This window comes from Lysobacter sp. M15 (assembly GCF_022662515.1).
In the GTDB taxonomy this organism is placed as follows: Bacteria; Pseudomonadota; Gammaproteobacteria; order Xanthomonadales; family Xanthomonadaceae; genus JAKPBU01.
Window position 1 is genome coordinate 120,931 of sequence record NZ_JAKPBV010000014.1, and the last position, 17,384, is coordinate 138,314.

Annotated in this window: 13 protein-coding genes; 2 read left to right on the forward strand and 11 right to left on the reverse strand. The window is 69.3% G+C overall.

Annotated features, from left to right (window positions below; genetic code table 11):
* Window positions 1-10: 10 nt before the first annotated feature.
* From MC380_RS14770 to pilG, 6 genes are all read right to left on the reverse strand, one after another.
* Window positions 11-490 carry a chemotaxis protein CheW gene (locus MC380_RS14770; protein WP_242102883.1) on the reverse strand — a complete coding sequence of 160 codons (480 nt, stop codon included), beginning with the start codon at window positions 488-490 and terminating at the stop codon, window positions 11-13.
* An 84-nt stretch (window positions 491-574) separates the two neighbouring features.
* Window positions 575-6,373 (reverse strand): response regulator, encoded by a 5,799-nt coding sequence (locus tag MC380_RS14775; protein ID WP_242165645.1) that lies wholly within the window; start codon window positions 6,371-6,373, stop codon window positions 575-577.
* Window positions 6,374-6,451: 78 nt separating this feature from the next.
* Window positions 6,452-8,464, reverse strand: coding sequence for a methyl-accepting chemotaxis protein (locus tag MC380_RS14780; RefSeq protein WP_242102881.1), 2,013 nt, complete (start codon window positions 8,462-8,464; stop codon window positions 6,452-6,454).
* Window positions 8,465-8,504: 40 nt separating this feature from the next.
* Window positions 8,505-9,059, reverse strand: coding sequence for a chemotaxis protein CheW (locus MC380_RS14785; protein WP_242102994.1), 555 nt, complete (start codon window positions 9,057-9,059; stop codon window positions 8,505-8,507).
* Window positions 9,060-9,135: 76 nt separating this feature from the next.
* Entirely contained in the window at window positions 9,136-9,504 is a 369-nt protein-coding gene (locus tag MC380_RS14790; protein WP_242102880.1) for a response regulator, read from the reverse strand.
* 26 nt (window positions 9,505-9,530) lie between these two features.
* On the reverse strand, window positions 9,531-9,932 hold the full coding sequence (gene pilG / locus MC380_RS14795) for a twitching motility response regulator PilG (protein ID WP_242102879.1): 402 nt from the start codon (window positions 9,930-9,932) through the stop codon (window positions 9,531-9,533).
* A gap of 186 nt (window positions 9,933-10,118) precedes the next feature.
* On the opposite strand from pilG, the gene gshB reads away from it, so the two are divergent.
* Together gshB and MC380_RS14805 are read left to right on the forward strand one after the other, a co-directional pair.
* Window positions 10,119-11,096: a glutathione synthase gene (gene gshB, locus MC380_RS14800; protein ID WP_242102878.1), complete on the forward strand. Its 978-nt coding sequence runs from the start codon at window positions 10,119-10,121 to the stop codon at window positions 11,094-11,096.
* A 94-nt stretch (window positions 11,097-11,190) separates the two neighbouring features.
* Complete coding sequence (locus MC380_RS14805; protein WP_242102877.1) at window positions 11,191-12,069, forward strand: TonB family protein; 879 nt, start codon at window positions 11,191-11,193, stop codon at window positions 12,067-12,069.
* Window positions 12,070-12,172: 103 nt separating this feature from the next.
* Here the strand turns inward: MC380_RS14805 and lepB are convergent, their stop codons facing one another.
* The 5 genes from lepB to MC380_RS14830 form a co-directional block, all read right to left on the reverse strand.
* Window positions 12,173-12,796, reverse strand: coding sequence for a signal peptidase I (gene lepB / locus MC380_RS14810; protein WP_242165647.1), 624 nt, complete (start codon window positions 12,794-12,796; stop codon window positions 12,173-12,175).
* A 57-nt stretch (window positions 12,797-12,853) separates the two neighbouring features.
* Window positions 12,854-13,543: a tRNA (adenosine(37)-N6)-threonylcarbamoyltransferase complex dimerization subunit type 1 TsaB gene (gene tsaB, locus MC380_RS14815; protein WP_242165649.1), complete on the reverse strand. Its 690-nt coding sequence runs from the start codon at window positions 13,541-13,543 to the stop codon at window positions 12,854-12,856.
* Between the two features lie 99 nt (window positions 13,544-13,642).
* Entirely contained in the window at window positions 13,643-14,191 is a 549-nt protein-coding gene (locus MC380_RS14820; RefSeq protein ID WP_242165651.1) for a hypothetical protein, read from the reverse strand.
* A gap of 28 nt (window positions 14,192-14,219) precedes the next feature.
* Complete coding sequence (locus MC380_RS14825) at window positions 14,220-15,314, reverse strand: alpha/beta hydrolase (protein ID WP_242165653.1); 1,095 nt, start codon at window positions 15,312-15,314, stop codon at window positions 14,220-14,222.
* Between the two features lie 60 nt (window positions 15,315-15,374).
* Complete coding sequence (locus MC380_RS14830) at window positions 15,375-17,372, reverse strand: ATP-dependent DNA helicase (protein WP_242165654.1); 1,998 nt, start codon at window positions 17,370-17,372, stop codon at window positions 15,375-15,377.
* Window positions 17,373-17,384: the final 12 nt, after the last annotated feature.

The following is a 17,384-nucleotide window of genomic DNA, read 5'->3' on the forward strand; positions in this document are numbered from 1 at the left end:
GCGTAACGGCTTAAGCCGCAGCGCGCAACGCCTCGCCGATCATGGTTTCCAGGCGGGCCAGGTCGGGGAGCCAGGCGAGGTCTTCGTTGAGGGTGACGCTGGCCTGGACGGCTTCGGGCAGGCCGGATTGTTCCTCGGCGTCGAAGGCGAGGCGGTCGCGGGAAACGGTGACCAGGCGCGGGAAGCCCTGGGTCAATAGCGCGAAGTACGGGAACTTGGGATTGCCGCCCAGGGCCTTGAGGATGATGACCTTGCTGCCCAGGCCGCCGTGCTCTTCGGCGGTGCCGGACAGACGCGAGAACGAGACCAGCGGCACCTGCCAGCCGCGCCAGCGCAGGCGGCCGAGCAGCCAGTCCGGTGCGTTGTCGACCGGCTCGGGCGTGGAATAGGACAGCACTTCCGAGATCGTGGCGTTGGGCAGCAGCAGGTGCGCGCCCTCGACCTGGATCAGGACGCCGCGGATTTCCTGGGTGGTGGTGTCCGTGGTCATGGGGTGCTGCTCCTGGTGGCTCTTGTCCTTCGACTTCGGCGCTCTGCGCCTGCGCTCAGGGCGAACGGGTCTTGTTGCTGCGGGTCATTGCTCGTGGCTGTATTCGGGGCCGGTGCCGAGCAGTTCGAAGACGTTGCGCATGAGTTCGGGCTCCTGGTAGGGCTTGCCCAGGTAGCGCTGCACGCCGATCTCCAGCGCGCGCTGGCGGTGTTTTTCGCCGGTGCGCGAGGTGATCATGATGATCGGCACGCCGCGCAGGCGCGGATCCGAGCGCATCTGGGTGGCCAGTTCGTAGCCGTCCATGCGCGGCATTTCGATGTCGAGCAGCATCAGGTCGGGCACGCGTTCGTCCATGCGTTCGAGCGCGTCGATGCCGTCCTTTGCCGTCATCACCTCGTAGTTGTGGCGCTCGAGCACGCGGCCGGTGACCTTGCGCATGGTGATGGAGTCGTCGACCACCATCACCAGCGGCACGCGGCGCAGCTCGGGTTGCGATGCGGGTTCGGCCTCGCGCGGCAGCGCGGCGCTGCGGCGCACCAGCGGCGCGACGTCCAGGATCACCACCACGCGGCCATCGCCCATGATGGTGGCGCCGAAGATGCCCGGGATCGAGGCGACCTGCGGGCCGACCGGCTTGACCACGATTTCGCGGTTGCCGATCACGTGGTCGATGCTGACTGCGGCGCGCAGGTCGCCCGAGCGGATCAGCAGCAGCGGCATCTGCACCTGGCCTTCGGCGCGGGCCGGGGCCTGGCCGAGCAGCGTGCCCAGGTCGTGCAGTGCGTAGTCCTCGCCGCCGTAGCGGTAACTGGCGTCGGGCTTGGCGAGGTCCTCGCGCGAGATCCGGCCCACGCCGCGCACCGAGGCAATCGGCACGGCGAAGCTGGTTTCGCCGATGCGCACGAACACCGCCTGGGTGACCGCGAGGGTCTGCGGCAGGCGCAGGGTGAAGGTGGTGCCCTCGCCCGCCTTGCTGTGGATGTCGAGCGTGCCGCCGAGCTGGCGCACTTCGCTGGCGACCACGTCCATGCCCACGCCGCGGCCGGCCAGGCGGCTGACCTCGCCGGCGGTGGAGAAGCCGGGTTCCATGATCAGCATGTCCAGGTCGCTGTCGGCCAGCACCGCGTCCGCGCGCACCAGGCCGCGCTCCTCGGCGCGGCGCCGGATCGCGGTGCGGTCCAGGCCGGCGCCGTCGTCGCCGACTTCCAGCACCACTTCCGAGCCTTCGCGGCGCACGGCGATGCGCACCGTGCCTTCTTCGTCCTTCTTCGCCTGCTTGCGCGCGGCCGGGGATTCCAGGCCATGCGCGACGGCGTTGCGCAGCATGTGTTCCAGCGGCGCGGTCATGCGCTCGAGCACGTTGCGGTCGAGTTCGCCCTGGGCGTTGTCGAGCCTGAGCTGCACGGCCTTGCCGGTGTCGGTGGCGGCCTGGCGCAGCACCCGGCGCAGGCGCGGCACCAGCGCGTCGAACGGCACCATGCGCGTGCGCATCAGGCCTTCCTGCAGGTCCGAGCTCACCCGCGACTGCTGCAGCAGCAGGGTTTCGTACTGGCGGGTCAGGTCGTCGAGCGTGCCCTGCAGGCTGGCCATGTCGGCGGCCGATTCGGCCAGGCCGCGCGAGAGCTGCTGCAGGGTGGAGAAGCGGTCGAGCTCGAGCGGGTCGAACGTGGGATCGGCCACGTCCTGTTCGCGCTGGAAGCGGGCGATGATCTGGGCTTCGGTTTCAGCGTCGAGGCGGCGCAGCTGGTCGCGCAGGCGCGCGTTGGTCTGCTCCATTTCGAACATGGCCGCGCGGAACGCGCCCAGCTGCTGTTCCAGGCGCGCGCGGTAGATCGCCACTTCGCCCGCGTAGTTGACCAGGCGGTCGAGCAGGTCGGCGCGGATGCGCACCTGTTCCTGCGGGGCGCGTACCCCGACTTCCTCGTCTTCCAGGTCCATGCCGGTGCCGATCGGTGCCGACAGCGGCTTGAGTTCGAACTTGGGCTTGTCCGCGCCCGCATCCGCGCCGACGGTTTCGCCGCGCACGCGGGCGGCGAACTCGGCGATCAGCCCTTCCGGCATGCCGATCGCGCGGCGCGCGCCGACCCGGGTGACCATGCCGTGCAGGCGGTCGAAGCCGCGTTCGAGCAGCGGGATGTCGCCGCGACCCAGCTCCAGCTTCTGCTCGGCGACCAGCTCGAGCAGCGATTCCATCGCATGGCCCAGCTCGCCCACGGCCATGACCCCGGCCATGCGCGCACCGCCCTTGATGGTGTGCAGGTCGCGCTGCAGACCGATGACGGTGTCGCGCCCTTCGGGCGCGTCGCGCAGCTTGGCCAGCAGGCCGTCGGAATGGTCGAGCAGGTCGCGCGCTTCCTCCACGAACAGGTCGACCAGTTCGGGGTCGAGGTCGGTGAGGTCGAGCGCTTCGTCGGGATCCTCGGCCGATGCCGACGCGGCGGCGCTGGCCAGCAGTTCGGCGACGCGCGCGGCTTCGGCCTGCTCCCTGCGCGCCTGGCGCTCGGCTTCGGCCTGCTCGGCGGCGATGCGCCGGGCCTCGGCCTGCTCGGCCGCAATGCGCTCGGCTTCGATCCTGCGGGCTTCGGCCTGCTCGGCCGCGATGCGCTCGGCTTCGAGACGCTCGGCTTCGAGACGTTCTGCTTCAACGCGTTCGGCTTCGAGACGTTCTGCTTCAACGCGCTCGGCTTCGAGGCGCTCGGCTTCAACGCGCTCTGCTTCAAGACGTTCGGCTTCGAGGCGCTCCGCTTCAAGGCGTTCTGCTTCAAGGCGTTCGGCTTCGATGCGCTCGGCTTCAACACGTTCGGCTTCGAGGCGTTCGGCTTCGAGACGCTCGGCTTCGACGCGCTCGGCCTCGAGACGTTCGGCTTCGAGGCGCTCGGCTCCAAGACGTGCCGCTTCGGCGCGCTCGGCTTCGAGACGTTCGGCTTCCACGCGCTCTGCTTCGATGCGTTCGGCGGTGAGCCGCTCCGCTTCCGCGCGCTCGGCTTCGTTCCTGGCCGCGGCCAGACGCTCGGCTTCGAGGCGTTCCATCTCGGCCCGCTCCGCCGCGAGGCGTTCGGCTTCCAGGCGTGCAGCTTCGAGACGTTCGGCTTCGAGACGTTCGGCTTCGAGACGCTCGGCTTCGACGCGCTCAGCCTCGAGACGTTCGGCTTCGAGACGTTCGGCTTCGAGACGTTCGGCTTCGAGACGTTCGGCTTCGAGACGTTCGGCTTCGAGACGTTCGGCTTCGAGGCGTTCGGCTTCGAGGCGTTCGGCTTCGAGGCGTTCGGCTTCGAGGCGTTCGGCTTCGAGGCGTGCAGCTTCCGCCTGTTCCGCGGCCTGGCGCTTGGCTTCGGCCTGCTCGAAGGCGATGCGTTCGGCTTCCAGCAGCGCGGCCTCGGCTGCCTGCGTGGCGCGCAGTTCCGCTTCGGCACGTTCGCTCGCCAGTCGCTCGGCTTCGGCATGATCCGAGGCCAGGCCGGCGTGGCCCTGCAGCAGCGCGTCCAGCGGACCGGGTTCGAACGGCTCGACCAGGTCCGGCATGGCCAGGTCCTGCGCGCCGAGCGCGTCGAGCGCACGGGTGTCGAACGCGGTGGGATCGGGCAGTGCGTCGCGCAGCGCGGTCAGCCGCGCGGCCAGTTCCGGCGTGCCGGACACGCGCGGGTCGGCCGAGCGCAGCGCGACCAGGGTTTCGCGCACGGTGGCGGCGACCTCGCCGAGCGCGGCCACGCCTTCGGGCAGGGCGGGCCGGTCGCTCAGGAGCAGGCGCTTCACGTACGCCTCGGCCTGGCCGAGGGTGTCGGTGATAGCCGGCACTTCGGTCATCGCGAAGGCGCCGTTGCTGGTGTGCAGGGCGCGCAACAGGGTTTCGTCAGGGCGCGGTGCGGACTTGCTCAGCCAGTGCTCGATCGTCTGCAGGTGGCCGGTGACTTCGGCTTCGAGGATCTCCAGCAGCACCGGATCGACCGTGGCCCGGAAACCTTGGGGTTGTTCTGGTTCTAGTTCTGGCTCTGGTGTTGGCTCTGGCTCGGCCGCCGGCGCCGGTGTGGCGGCCGCCGCAGTGGCGAAACGGACTTCCTCGCCGCTGGCAACGCGATCTGCCACCTGCTGCAGGCCATCCAGATCGGCGCTGACCGCGCCTGCACCGCGCAGGGCCGCGTGCAACTGCGGCAGGCTGGCGTGCGCCTGCTCGACCAGGGCGATGACCGCCGGCGAAGCCGGCCGGCTGCCGTCGAGCACGCGGTTGAGCATGTTCTCGATCTTCCAGCTGAACTCGCCCAGCAGCTTGGCGCCGACCAGACGGCCGCTGCCCTTCAGCGTGTGGAAGACCCGACGGATCGGGCGCAGCAGTTCGGTGTTGTCCGGTTCGCTGCGCCATGCCGGCAGCAGCTGGCCCAGGTTGCCGATCTCTTCCTCGAATTCCTCGAGGAAGACTTCGCGGATCTCGTCGTCGATCTCATCGCCGGTCTGTTCGAAACCGGAGGCGGCGGCGCTGGCCGGCGTGACGGCGGCGACCACTTCCTCGACCACGGCAGCGGCTTCGGACGCGGGCGCGGCAGCGGTGTCGGCGGGCTGGTCTTGCGCGGCGACGGTCTGCGCGGTGGCGACCTGCGCCACTTCGACCTCGGGACGTTCCCCGAACGTGGCCTCGGCCGCGGACTTCGGCAGCGGCCAGTAGCCCAGCGTCGCCAGGCTGGCGCGGGTGATGTCGAGCAGGTCCTCGCGCCGGCCGCCGTCTTCCAGGCCTTCGAGATACATCTCCAGGCTGCTGACCGCGTCGGCGACGCGCTCGAGCGTGTTCGCGTCGGGCGAGGTTTCGCGGCCCAGCAGTTCGGACTGCACATAGCCCTGGATGCCGGTCGCCAGATCCGCCGGATGCGCCTGGTCGAGCATGCGCAGGGCGCCGCCGACCTCGTGCAGCAGGCGCGGCACTTCGGCGAGTTCGGCTGGATGCCAGCCGTCCAGCATCGCGGTGAGCGTGCTTTCACGCACGCGGGCGATGTTGTTGGCGGCCTCCTGCAGCAGTACCGCCGTGACCCGACGCGTTTCACTGGCGAGCGCTTCGTTGCCGGCGCCGTCGTTGTGGCTGCCCATGCGCTCGACCTGTTCGTCGAGCGAGGCGTCCACCTGCAGCAGGGTGCCGGCGATTTCGAGCAGCGCGTCCGCGCTGGCCGGACGCTGGCCGTCGGCGATGGCGGCAAGCGCATCGCGCTGCGCACCGATGCGCGCGCTGGCGCCATCCAGACCGATCATCGCCAGGGTGCCGGCGATACGGCCGAGCGCTTCGGCATGCGGCTTCAAGGTATCGACGCTGCGCTGGCTGCCACGCAGATGCAGGTCGAGCGCATCCTTGACCTGCATCAGGTCTTCTTTCACCGCCGCGGACACGGTGCCCATCAACGCGCGATTGCGTCCGCCCAGGGCGGCGCGCGCGTGCGCCAGTTCGAATTCGGTGGCGGGCTCGGGACCGGCCATGGCGACCAGCTGCGCTTCGTCGAAGCCGGCGGCGCCGCGCGCGGCGCGCAGCTCGTCGAGCAGCGGCAGCAGCACCACGGGCACGTCCCGATGACCGCCCTGCAGGCGTTCGAGGTAATCGGGCAGCTGCACCAGGGCGCGCATCAGCGCGGCATTGGCGGCTTCGGCGTCGGCCACGCCACCCTGTTGTAGGGCCTGCGCCAGCTGGTGCATTTCGTCGGTCAGCAGGATGCCGGCCTGCAGGTCGAGCATCTGCAGGCTGCCGCGCACCTGCTGCAGCAGCTGCACGCAGGTGGCCATGGCGGCCGCATCGCGCGGGGAATCGGCGAAGGCTTCGACCTCGCGCCGCGCCTGCGCGAGCAGCGCGTCGAGCTCGGGCTTGACCCAGCCGAGCGCGGTGCGATCGATCGCGTCGCTCAGCGCGGTCATCGGAACGTTCTCCGGACCGTGCACGCGACGCACCCTACTGCGATGACAGCCATTCCCGACATCCCGTCAAAGTTCCGGTCAGGCCGGCAGCTTGAAGTCGGCGACCGAGCGACGCAGGTCGGCGGCGAGCTGCGCCAGCGTGCCGATCGACTCGGCCGTCTGGTTGGCGCCCTGCGAGGTCTGCGCGGTGATCGACTGGATCGTGTGCATCGCCGAGGTGATGTTCGACGCGGCGGTGGACTGCTGCTGGGCGGCGCTGGAAATGCCCTGAATCAGGTCGGCGAGGTTGGTCGACACGTTTTCGATCTCGCCCAGCGCGGTGCCGGCGTCCTCGGCCAGGCGCGCACCGGCGACCACTTCCGAGGTCGTCTGCTCCATCGAGGTGACCGCCTCGTTGGTGTCGGACTGAATCGTCTGCACCAGCGTCTCGATGCGCTTGGTGGCGTTGGAGGCGCGTTCGGCGAGGCGCTGCACTTCGTCCGCCACCACCGCGAAGCCGCGGCCCGCCTCGCCCGCCGAGGCGGCCTGGATGGCTGCGTTCAACGCGAGGATGTTGGTCTGCTCGGAGATGTCGTTGATCAGTTCCACGATCGAGCCGATTTCCTGCGAGCTTTCGCCCAGTCGCTTGATGCGCTTTGAGGTTTCCTGGATCTGGTCGCGGATCGAGTCCATGCCGGCGATCGTCTCGCGCACCACGCCCGCGCCCTTGGTCGCGATCTGCACCGAGCGCTGGGCCACGCCGGCGGACTCGGCGGAGTTCTTCGACACCTGGTCGATGCTCGCCGCGATTTCGCTGATACGGTCGGAAGCCGAATTGATTTCCTGCGCCTGGTGTTCGGCGGCTTCGGCCAGGTGCATGGCGGTGGCCTGCGTCTCCTGCGCGCTGGATGCGACCTGCACCGAGGTGTCGGTGATCGTCTGCACCAGGCTGCGCAGCTGCTCGACCGCGAAGTTGATCGAGTCGGCGATGGCGCCGGTCATGTCCTCGGTCACCGTGGCCTTCACCGTGAGGTCGCCTTCGGCGAGCGAGCCCATCTCATCCAGCAGGCGCATGATCGCCTCCTGGTTGCGGTTGTTGAGTTCCATGGTGGACTGGAACCGCGCGCGCTCTGCGCGGCGGGTGCTGAAGTACAAGCCGACCAGCGAGACCAGCACCAGCAGGCCCGACAGGATGCTGACCCAGACGCCGCCGACGATGCTGGTGTCGCGCAGCGAACCGAACGCGGTCAGCGAGCGGAACAGGTTTTCGCTGTCGGCGAGCAGCTGGTTGGAGCCGCTGGCCAGCGCGGTGGCGGCGCTCTGTGCATTGAGCAGGTCGGTGGAGGTGGCGAGGATCGCGTCGACGTCCTTCTTCATCTCCAGCCACAGGGTATTGGCCTGGTTGAGCGGCGCCACGGCCGCGCCTCCGACCCGCTGGGCCTCGCCCGTGCCGCCCTGGCGCAGCCCGTCCATGACCTGCTGGAAGAAGCCGATGTCGCGGCCCAGCGCGGTGCCGGCGCCCGCGGCGGCAGGACCGCCCGCACGCAGTTCGGCGACCCGGCGGGCCATGGTGGAGGCCAACACCACCTGGCGCAGCGCGATGTAGATCTGCGAGGACGGCGCGCCGCTGGCGGACATCGCACGCACCACTTCGTCCAGCTGCGCCTGCAGCTGCGGCACGCGCTGGGTGAAGCGGTCGGCGTTGCCGGCCAGGCCGAGCACCGCGCGTTCGCTGGCGATGAGCTGGTTGGCGTTCCTGCCCAGCGTGCCCCAGCGGTCGTTGACCGCCTTGATCGGGCCGCCCACTTCGCTGTTGCCGAAGTTGTCGTTGAGCGTGCGCAGGTCGTCGTCGATCTGCTGCTTGGTGGCCTTGAACGCGGCGAACGCCTCGGCATTACCCTCGACCGCGTCGCGGCCCTGGTTGGCCAGGCGCTGCGAGTTCACCTGCAGACTCGACGCCGCGGTACTGGCACCACCGAAACGCGCCGCCTTGGTGGTTGCGTACAAGGTGTTGGCCGCGAAGACCACCAGCGAGGCCAGCAGCAGCCAGATCCACACGTTGCTGCCGATGCCACGGGCCCGGCCCGCCATGTTGTCGATCGTCGTGCTCATGCTGCGCTCTCTCTTGCGTGCGTGCTATGGGGCGTTGGCGCTAGGCCGCGGCTTGTCTGAATTCGGGGGTGCGCGACAGCCGGTCCAGGCTGAACACGCCCCAGGTATTGGCATCGATGCGGTAGGCGCGTTCGATGAAATGCGCGTAGCGCCCGTCGGCCAGCGGCACTTCGGGCTTGGCTTCGGCGCCGTCCACGTCGATGGATTGCTCGTCGACGAAGCTGCGCTGGCCGTAGAGCTCGTCGACCATCACCGCCACGTCGCCGCCGGGCTGGCGCACGATCAGCATGCGCTGGCCCTCGTGCAGCACGGTGCGCTCGCCTTCCAGGAACTGCTTCAGGTCGACGATCGGCAGCAGGTTGCCGCGCACGTTGGCCACGCCCAGCATCCACGGCTGCGCGCCCGGCACCGGCGTGACCTGCGGCATCGGCAGGATCTCGAGCACTTCGTCGAAGCCCGACGCCAGGTGCCGCGCACCGATCCGGTAGCCCACGCCACGCCACAGGCCCGGCGCGTCGATCTGCTCGGGCAGGCCGACGACATGGGCCAGGCTCTTGCGTTCGTAATCGAGCAGGACCTCGAACGGATCGCGCACGGCCAGCGACGGCGCCGCGGCCGGCATTGCCGGCGCAGGCTGCGTGAAACCGTGGCGGCCGGACTTGCGCGACATATCAGGCGGCGTTGAGCAGGGCGTTGATGCGGCCGATCAGGTCGCTCTCCACCGGCGGCTTGACCACGTAGTCCTTGGCGCCCTGGCGCATGCCCCAGGCACGGTCGGTTTCCATGCCCTTGGTGCTGACGATCAGCACCGGGATCGACTTGGTGGCTTCGTCGCGCGACAGCGCGCGGGTAGCCTGGAAGCCGTTCATGCCCGGAAGGATGATGTCCATCAGCACCAGGTCCGGCAGCTCACGCTTGCAGACTTCGATGCCGTCCTCGGCGCTGCCCGATGCCAGTACCTGGTGCCCGTTGCGCTGGAGCAGCTGGGTCAGGACCGCGGTATCTGTGGGCGAATCCTCGATCAACAGGATGCGTGCCATGTGGTGTGCCTCTCCCCCGAGGCGAATCAGACGTTGACGTGCTTACGGACCGCGTCGAGGAGTTCCTCGCGCGTGAAAGGTTTGGTGACGTACTGCTCGGAGCCGACGATGCGCCCGCGCGCCTTGTCGAACAGCCCGTCCTTGGACGAGAGCATGATCACCGGCGTGTCGCGGAAACGCGGGTTGTTCTTGATCAGCGTGCAGGTCTGGTACCCGTCCAGACGCGGCATCATGATGTCGACGAAGATGATCTGGGGCGCGGTTTCGGCGATCTTCGCCAGCGCCTCGAATCCGTCCACCGCCGTGGTCACCTCCGCACCCTCCTTGGCAAGCAGGGTCTCGGCGGTGCGGCGGATGGTCTTCGAGTCGTCGATCACCATCACCCGGAGACCGTTCAGGCTCCCGGTGCGGTTGTCGTCTTGCATCATCGCGTTCTCCCCCAATGCGCTGCGCTTCATGCATACCGGCGCCGCTGCAGAGCACAGCTTTATTCCAGCACGCCATGATGGTGTCAAGCATTCTGGAGTATCGACGAAAAACGCGGCGCTTGCGCGTCGTTGGGGCGCCTTCGGACGCCTGCTAACATGCGTCACATTCTGCCGCGGATGGTTCTCATGAGCGTCGATGTCATCGTGGTGATGGACCCGATCGAGTCGATCCGGATCGCCAAGGATTCGACGTTCGCCATGCTGTTGGAGGGCCAGCGCCGCGGATACCGCCTGCACTACGTGGTTCCGGGCGGACTGACGCTGCGCGGCGGTTGCGCCGAGGCCACGGTCGCGCCGCTGCGCGTGTTCGACGACCCCAAGCGTTGGTACGAACTGGGACAGCCGTCACAACGTGCGCTGGGCGCAGGGGATCTGGTGCTGATGCGCAGGGATCCGCCGGTCGATGCCGACTACCTGCACGACACCCATCTGCTCGGCGTGGCGCAGCGCCAGGGGGCGCTGGTGGTCAACGACCCGCAGGGGCTGCGGGACATGAACGAGAAGCTGACCGCGCTGGAGTTCCCGCAGTGCTGTCCGCCCACCCTGGTCAGCCGCGATGCCGGCCAGATCAAGGCCTTCATCGCCACCCACGGCGACGCGGTACTGAAGACCCTGGACGGGATGGGCGGGCGCTCGATCTTCCGCGCCCGTGCCGGCGACCCCAATACCAATGTGATCCTCGAGACCCTGACCGGCAGCGGCCGTCACCTGGCCATGGCCCAGCGCTACCTGCCGGAGATCGTCGACGGGGACAAGCGCATCCTGCTGATCGACGGCGAACCGGTCGACTATTGCCTGGCCCGGATCCCGCAGGGCGACGAGTTCCGCGGCAACCTGGCTGCTGGCGGGCGCGGCGAGGGGCGTCCGCTCACCGATCGCGACCGCTGGATCGCGGCCCAGGTCGGGCCCGACATGAAGCGCCGCGGCATGCGCTTCGTCGGCCTGGACGTGATCGGCGACTACCTGACCGAGGTCAACGTGACCAGCCCCACCTGCATCCGCGAACTCGACAAGCAGTTCGGGATCAACATCGCCGGAATGCTGTTCGACGCGATCGAGCGGGACGCCGGAGTAGTCGGAGCCGGCACCGCATTGTCGGCCTAGCCCCGGGCGGGCCATGCGCGCCGCCATGTTGAAGTGACTCCCTGAACGACCCGCTGCCTCCCGCTTGCAAGATCGCTTTCGACCGTCCCCACGCATGACCACGGCCGCTCTCCCCCCTGCCCCCCGCATCGGCGAACCCGAACGGCTCAGCGCGACCTTCGTGCTGTCGCTGCTGGTGCACGGCATGCTGATCCTGGGCCTGGGTTTCGTGCTGGAGGATGCCGCGCCGGTGATGCCGACCCTGGACGTGATCCTGACCGAGACCCAGAGTCCGCTGACCCGCAAGCAGGCCGACTTCCTGGCCCAGGCCAGCAACCAGGGCGGCGGCGAGCACGACCGCAGCGCGCGTCCTCGCGAAGCCCAGGCCGGACGCATTCCCCAGCCCGAACAGGGCATCGCCCCGCAGCCGCTACGCGCGCAATCCCCGGCCCCGCAGCCGCCGCCGCAGGCACGCGTGGTCAGCAACCAGCGCAGCCCCGACGTGCTGCCGGTGCCGCGGGCCAGGCCCAGGGTCGAGCAGAGCATGCTGCCCCCCGGCGCGCAGAAGATCGAACACGACATCGCCATGGCGCGCCTGGCGGCGGAGGTGCACCTGCGCTCGCAGCGCTACGCCAAGCGGCCCAAGCGCAAGTTCATCTCGGCCAGCACGCGCGAATATGCCTACGCCGCCTACCTGCGCGGCTGGGTCGACCGGGTCGAACGCGTGGGCAACCTCAACTATCCCGACGAGGCGCGCCGCCGCCGCATCGGCGGCCTGCTGGTGATCAGCGTGGCGATCCGACGCGACGGCAGCGTGGAGCGTTCGGAAGTGATCCAGTCCAGCCGCATTCCCATGCTCGACGCCGCAGCACTGCGCATCGTCAAGCTGTCCGAGCCATTCGCCCCGCTGCCGGAGACCGCCGAGGACGTCGATATCCTGCATGTCACCCGCACCTGGCAGTTCCTGCCGGGCGGTGAACTGATCGACGAGTGAGATGTCGCGGAGGTCGGCCAGGATCGGGTGAAGTGACGTTTCTGCGCGGCGGACGCGGCCCGCGCGTCGAAACCTTGCGCAGCGTCGGGGACGTAGCCCCGACCTACAGCCGCTGCCAGAGGAAGCCTTCGCCGCTGCGCCAGTACACCGCGACCGCACGTGCGTACACGCTGTCGGCATCGACCAGCCCGAAGTAACGCCCATCGGCGCTGTTGCCGCGATGGTCGCCCAGGACCAGCAGCGTGCCTGTCGGAAGGACGGTCGGCGCGATGTCCGGCCCACCACCCAGCTCCAGGCCGAGTCGGATGCGGCGCTGGCCGAAGACCTCGACATCCGGCGTGCCTTCCGACGACAGCGGCCTGCCGTTGATTGCAAGGCGACCTTGGCGCAATTCGACCGTGTCCCCGGCGACGGCCGCGACGCGCTTGATCAGCCGTGTACCGTCGGCAGGCGACTTGAACACCACCACGTCGCCGCGTTGCGGCCGATCGCGCCGGATCAGCTGGATATCGGTGTACGGCAGGCGCAGGCCATAGGCGCTCATGTCCACCGCCACCTGGTCGCCCGGATACAGCGTCGGTTCCATCGAGCCGCTCGGGACCTGGTAATGGTTGGCGAACGACGTACGCGCCAGCATCAGCAAAGCCAGGGTGAGCAGGATCGGACGCGCTTCGGTCCGGAACCAATGGCGGAAGCGGGCGCTACGAGACGGTGCGGCGGGTTGCATATGCCTCTCCGGAAGGGCCTGGTTCCTGACCGCGAACCGCGGGCAAGGTTCCGGCGCTCAGCGCCCGGCGCGCAGCGCCTGCTGTTCGGCCAGGGTCAGGGCGACGTGGTTGCGCAGGTAGGCCGGCTCCGCCCGTTCGGGCGCCAGCGCCTCGCCGCGCGCATATGCCAACACGGCCAGCCTGGCGACGTCGGCGGCGTGCGGCAGGGCGGCCGCATCGACCGTACCCAGCTGCGCCTGCAGCCGGTTGCGCAGCGCGCCGTCGGCCGCTGCGAAGCCGGTCCCGATGCCGTTCCAGCCGGCGCCTTCCGGAATGCTGGCTTCGGCCGGCTTCACGACCGTTTCCTGAGCGAGGGGCTGCACGTCCTCTCCGACGCGTCGGAACGCACCCAGGTAGACCTCACCCATCCGCGCGTCGATGGCGGCGATCACTTCGCCCTCGGCCTGCATGGCGAGCGTTGCCAACGTGGACACGGGCACCACCGGCCGGTCCAGTGCGAGCGCGATGCCCTGCGCGATCGAGATCGCCAGGCGTACGCCGGTGAACGCGCCCGGGCCGCGCCCGGCGGCGACGACATCGAGCTGCGAACGCGCGATGCCGGCCTCCGCGAGCAGTTCTTCGGCCCATGGCAGCGCGAGCTCGGCATGGCGACGTGGCGCAAGCTCGAAGCGCTCGCGCACCGCGCCATCGACGAACAGGGCCACCGAACAGGCTTCGGTGGCGGTCTCGAAGGCAAGCAGTTTCATGGGCCACACCTTAGCCCGCGCATCCAGAGGTTGTCGAAGGACCACGGACCTCGGCGGCGACGCGGTGGGCTTTCGAAGTGTGCGTGCGCGTCGCTCGCCCTACCCGCCGCGTCGCGAGACGGTGCCGAAGTCGACCCTGCCTTCCGGCGACTGGAAACAGGGCGTGTTGAAGAAGCCGACCACATAGGCATCGGGCGCCGGCTGGAAGCCCGAGTCCAGAGTGAAAGTGTTGCCAGTGGCCGGGTCGGTCGCGGTCAGGTTCACGCCGCCGTTGTCCAGGGTGCGAAACCGGGTGATTTCCCAGCCGGCGGCCTGCCAGCGCGCATGCGCCTGCCCGATCTGGTTCGCGATGTCGTTGCCGCGCGCCGTACCGCGCAGGCCGACCCAGATGTAATACAGATCGTCACGGGTCTCGCCTTGCCTGCCTTCGCAGCGATTGGCGCGCACCTCGAAGGACTCGCGATCGACCGCCAGCGCGCCCAGCGCGCTCTCGACCTGGGGCAGGAATTCGGCGACGGCCTGTTGCGTGTTCTTGGTGTCCATGCTGTCCGTATCGGTTGCGCCGGCGCAGGCGCCGGCGATGAGCATGCAGGCAAGCACGCCCGGGAGCCGGGCGTGCCTGCCGAGTGTCGGGTTGTGGAAGCGCATCGCAGCGAGCATACGCCCTGGCTTGCGCTCAGCCGAAGCGACGGCCGACCGTGGCGACCTGGTCGTAGTTGCCGGTCACGATATAGGCCTGGTTGCGCAGCGCCTCGGTGCCGGTGTCCCAGTATTCGGAATGGCCATCCGCGCCATCGGTCGTGATGCGCTGGCCGCCGAAGCTCCAGTCGACCGGACTGTTGCCGTGGATCTCGGTGTAGCTGACGATGTCGTCGCTGGCCGCACCCGCCCAGAAGTGGTCGGCGCCGATGTGCATGTCGCTGACGTCGTCGACGTAGGCGCTGTCGAACCAGCCGCGACGGTCCGGCGATTCGATGCCCATGCCGGGGCTGCCCAGGGCGATGATGTCGTCGGCTTCCAGGCCATCGTCGGTGCCCTGCCCGCCGAGTGCGTCCGCGGTGCCGACCACCGTGGAGCCGTAGGAATGGCCGATCACGGTGACATGCGACTCCGGCCCCAGATGCGAACTGCGCAGGCCTTCGGTGAAGCTGCGCAGATCGGGCGCGGCGTCTTCGGCGTAGCCCACCAGGGCCGCCGCAGGGATGTTGTCGGGCGCGTCGTAGCCGAGCCAGACGATGGTGGACACGTCGCCGGCACCAGGCACGGCCGTGGATGCAGCGCGCAGATCGTCCATGCGATCGAGCGAGCCGTTCATGCTGCCGAGATTCGTGGTGGTGCCCGGCACGAAGATCGCGGTGTGGTCGGCGGTGTCCGGATTGCCGATGGCAGCGATGACCAGCGCATCCGGAGCTCCGTCCGCACCCGGCGGCGTGTAGCCGAGCAGATAGATGCGCTCGCCCGGAGGCAGATCCTGCGAGCCCTCGACCCGTTCCAGCAGCGCCTGCGCATTGCCCTGGTCATGGCCGCTGGCCGCATCCCGGCGCAGCACCTCCAGGTTGGCCTCGTGGCGCACCTCCGCCGGCACGCCATCGAGTGCACCGACCTGCGATCCATAGGTCGCCAGGAAGTTGGACTGTTCCTGTTGCGAAAGGCCGCTCCACCACTGGGCGTTCTCTTCAGCGGAACCGCCGCTGGGCGGCGCGCCTGCCGGACACGCGTTGGGCGGTGGCAGATCGAGCGCGTTGACCTGGCCAATGGGGGGCGGGCTCATCCTGGACTCCGGCGGCATTGACGACCGTGCCAGCCTAGCGATGCCCGCAGCGCAATCCAGCTAGGGAAAACCCTCGGCCAGGGCTGTGCTAGCAGAGACCGGTTCGTCGGGCGCAGGCGCGAAGAACGCCTGCACGTCAGCCACATCCCGGGTCTTCGGCAGCGGCGGCAGCGAGTCGAGGAAGATGCGCCCGTACGCCTTGCCGACCAGACGCGGATCGCACAGCACCAGCACGCCGCGGTCGGTTTCGCTGCGGATCAGTCGCCCCGCGCCCTGCTTGAGCGCGATCACCGCCTGCGGCAGCTGCTCGTCGCGGAACGGATTGCCGCCGGCGCGACGGATCGCCTCGAGCCGCGCCTCGAACACCGGATCGTCGGGCGCGGCGAAGGGCAGCTTGTCGATCACCACCACGCTCAGCGCGGCGCCGACCACGTCCACGCCTTCGCGGAAGCTCGCCGTGCCCAGCAATACACCGTGACCGGACTCGCGGAAACGCTGCAACAGCAGGTGCCGCGGCGCCTCGCCCTGCACGAACAGCGGCCAGGCGCCACCGCGCAGGATTTCGGCGGCTTCGCGCAGCGCGCGGTGCGAAGCGAACAGCAGGAAGGCGCGGCCATTCGAGGCTTCGAGCACCGGCCGCACCGCATCGAGCAGCGCGTGGGTGTAGTTGCGCGAGGCCGGTTCGGGCATCCGCGGCGGCAGCAGACACAGCGCCTGCGTGTTCCAGTCGAACGGGCTGGGCTGCAGCAGGGTGCGCGGCGCGTCCAGGCCCAGGCGGCGGGCCACGTGTTCGAAGCTGGCATCCACCGACAGCGTGGCGGAGGTGAACACCCACGCCGCCTGCGAGCGTTCGCGATGCGCGCGCAGCGGGCCCGACACGTCGAGCGGCGTGCGCTGCAGGCGGAATCCGCGCGGGGTGAGTTCGTACCAGCGCACGTCGTCGTCGGGCGCTTCCAGCTCGCTGTCCAGATCGCGTTCGACAAGCCAGCGCGCGAGCCGCGAAATGAATTCCCGGGAGCGCGCATGGCAGGCATCGAAGCCGGGCGATGCCTCGCGCAGCGGGCCGAGCGTCTCGTGCAGTTTCAGCAACGTCGCCGACAACGCATCGAAACCTTCGCGTATCGCGCTGTATTCGAGCGCGCGCTGCAGGGTGCCGCGCATGGGCAGTGTGTCCATCGCCGCGCGCAGCGCCCGGGCGGCCTGTTCCAGGTCGCGTGCAGGCTGCTGCACGGCGGCCAGGGCGCCGCTCACGTCCTTGCACTCGGCCAGCGCATCGCGCGCCAGCTCCACCAGCGGGCGCGCGCCGATCCCCTCGCCGAAGAACTGCGCGGCGAGCTCGGGCAACTGGTGCGCTTCGTCGACGATGAACGCCTGCGCACCCGGCAGGATCTCGCCGAATCCCTCCTGCTTGAGCGCCAGGTCGGCCAGCAGCAGGTGGTGGTTCACCACCACGACATCGGCCGCCTGCGCGCGCTGCCTGGCCTGCACCACGAAGCAGTCGGCGTAGAACGGGCATTCACCCCCGAGGCAGTTTTCCGCCGTCGAGGTCACCATCGGGATCAGCGGCGAGTCTTCCGGCAGGTCCTCGAGTTCGGCCAGGTCGCCCATGCGCGTGCGCCCGCTCCAGGCGACGACGCGCTGGAACTGGGCGATCTGCTCGCGGGTAGCAAACCGAGGTTCGCCCTTGGCCTGCTCGGTGCGGTAACGGCACAGGTAATTCGCGCGGCCCTTGAGCAGCGCCGTCTTCAGTCCAGTGCCCAGCGCATCGCGTACGCGCGGAAGATCGCGGTGGTAGAGCTGGTCCTGCAGCGCGCGGGTACCGGTGGAGACGATGGTCTTCATGCCCGACAGGAGCGCAGGCACCAGATATGCGTAGGTCTTTCCGGTGCCGGTGCCCGCTTCGGCCAGCAGGACCTCGCGCTGCTCGAAGGCAGCGACCACCGCCTCGGCCAGACGCTGCTGGGCTGCGCGCGGGCGGAACGCGGGAATGCGTTCGGCGAGCAGCCCGCCTTCGCTCAGGGCGGCAAGGCTGGCGGCTGCGAGATCGGAAGATGACATCCGTGGATTGTA

What these genes read in the sequence shown, in the direction of transcription:
- MC380_RS14775 (WP_242165645.1), bottom strand. Translation starts at nt 6,373, where the DNA reads ATGACCGCGCTGAGCGACGCGATCGATCGCACCGCGCTCGGCTGGGTC.
- pilG (WP_242102879.1), bottom strand. Translation starts at nt 9,932, where the DNA reads ATGATGCAAGACGACAACCGCACCGGGAGCCTGAACGGTCTCCGGGTG.
- MC380_RS14780 (WP_242102881.1), bottom strand. Translation starts at nt 8,464, where the DNA reads ATGAGCACGACGATCGACAACATGGCGGGCCGGGCCCGTGGCATCGGC.
- MC380_RS14770 (WP_242102883.1), bottom strand. Translation starts at nt 490, where the DNA reads ATGACCACGGACACCACCACCCAGGAAATCCGCGGCGTCCTGATCCAG.
- tsaB (WP_242165649.1), bottom strand. Translation starts at nt 13,543, where the DNA reads ATGAAACTGCTTGCCTTCGAGACCGCCACCGAAGCCTGTTCGGTGGCC.
- MC380_RS14820 (WP_242165651.1), bottom strand. Translation starts at nt 14,191, where the DNA reads ATGCGCTTCCACAACCCGACACTCGGCAGGCACGCCCGGCTCCCGGGC.
- gshB (WP_242102878.1), top strand. Translation starts at nt 10,119, where the DNA reads ATGAGCGTCGATGTCATCGTGGTGATGGACCCGATCGAGTCGATCCGG.
- MC380_RS14830 (WP_242165654.1), bottom strand. Translation starts at nt 17,372, where the DNA reads ATGTCATCTTCCGATCTCGCAGCCGCCAGCCTTGCCGCCCTGAGCGAA.
- MC380_RS14790 (WP_242102880.1), bottom strand. Translation starts at nt 9,504, where the DNA reads ATGGCACGCATCCTGTTGATCGAGGATTCGCCCACAGATACCGCGGTC.
- lepB (WP_242165647.1), bottom strand. Translation starts at nt 12,796, where the DNA reads ATGCAACCCGCCGCACCGTCTCGTAGCGCCCGCTTCCGCCATTGGTTC.
- MC380_RS14825 (WP_242165653.1), bottom strand. Translation starts at nt 15,314, where the DNA reads ATGAGCCCGCCCCCCATTGGCCAGGTCAACGCGCTCGATCTGCCACCG.
- MC380_RS14805 (WP_242102877.1), top strand. Translation starts at nt 11,191, where the DNA reads ATGACCACGGCCGCTCTCCCCCCTGCCCCCCGCATCGGCGAACCCGAA.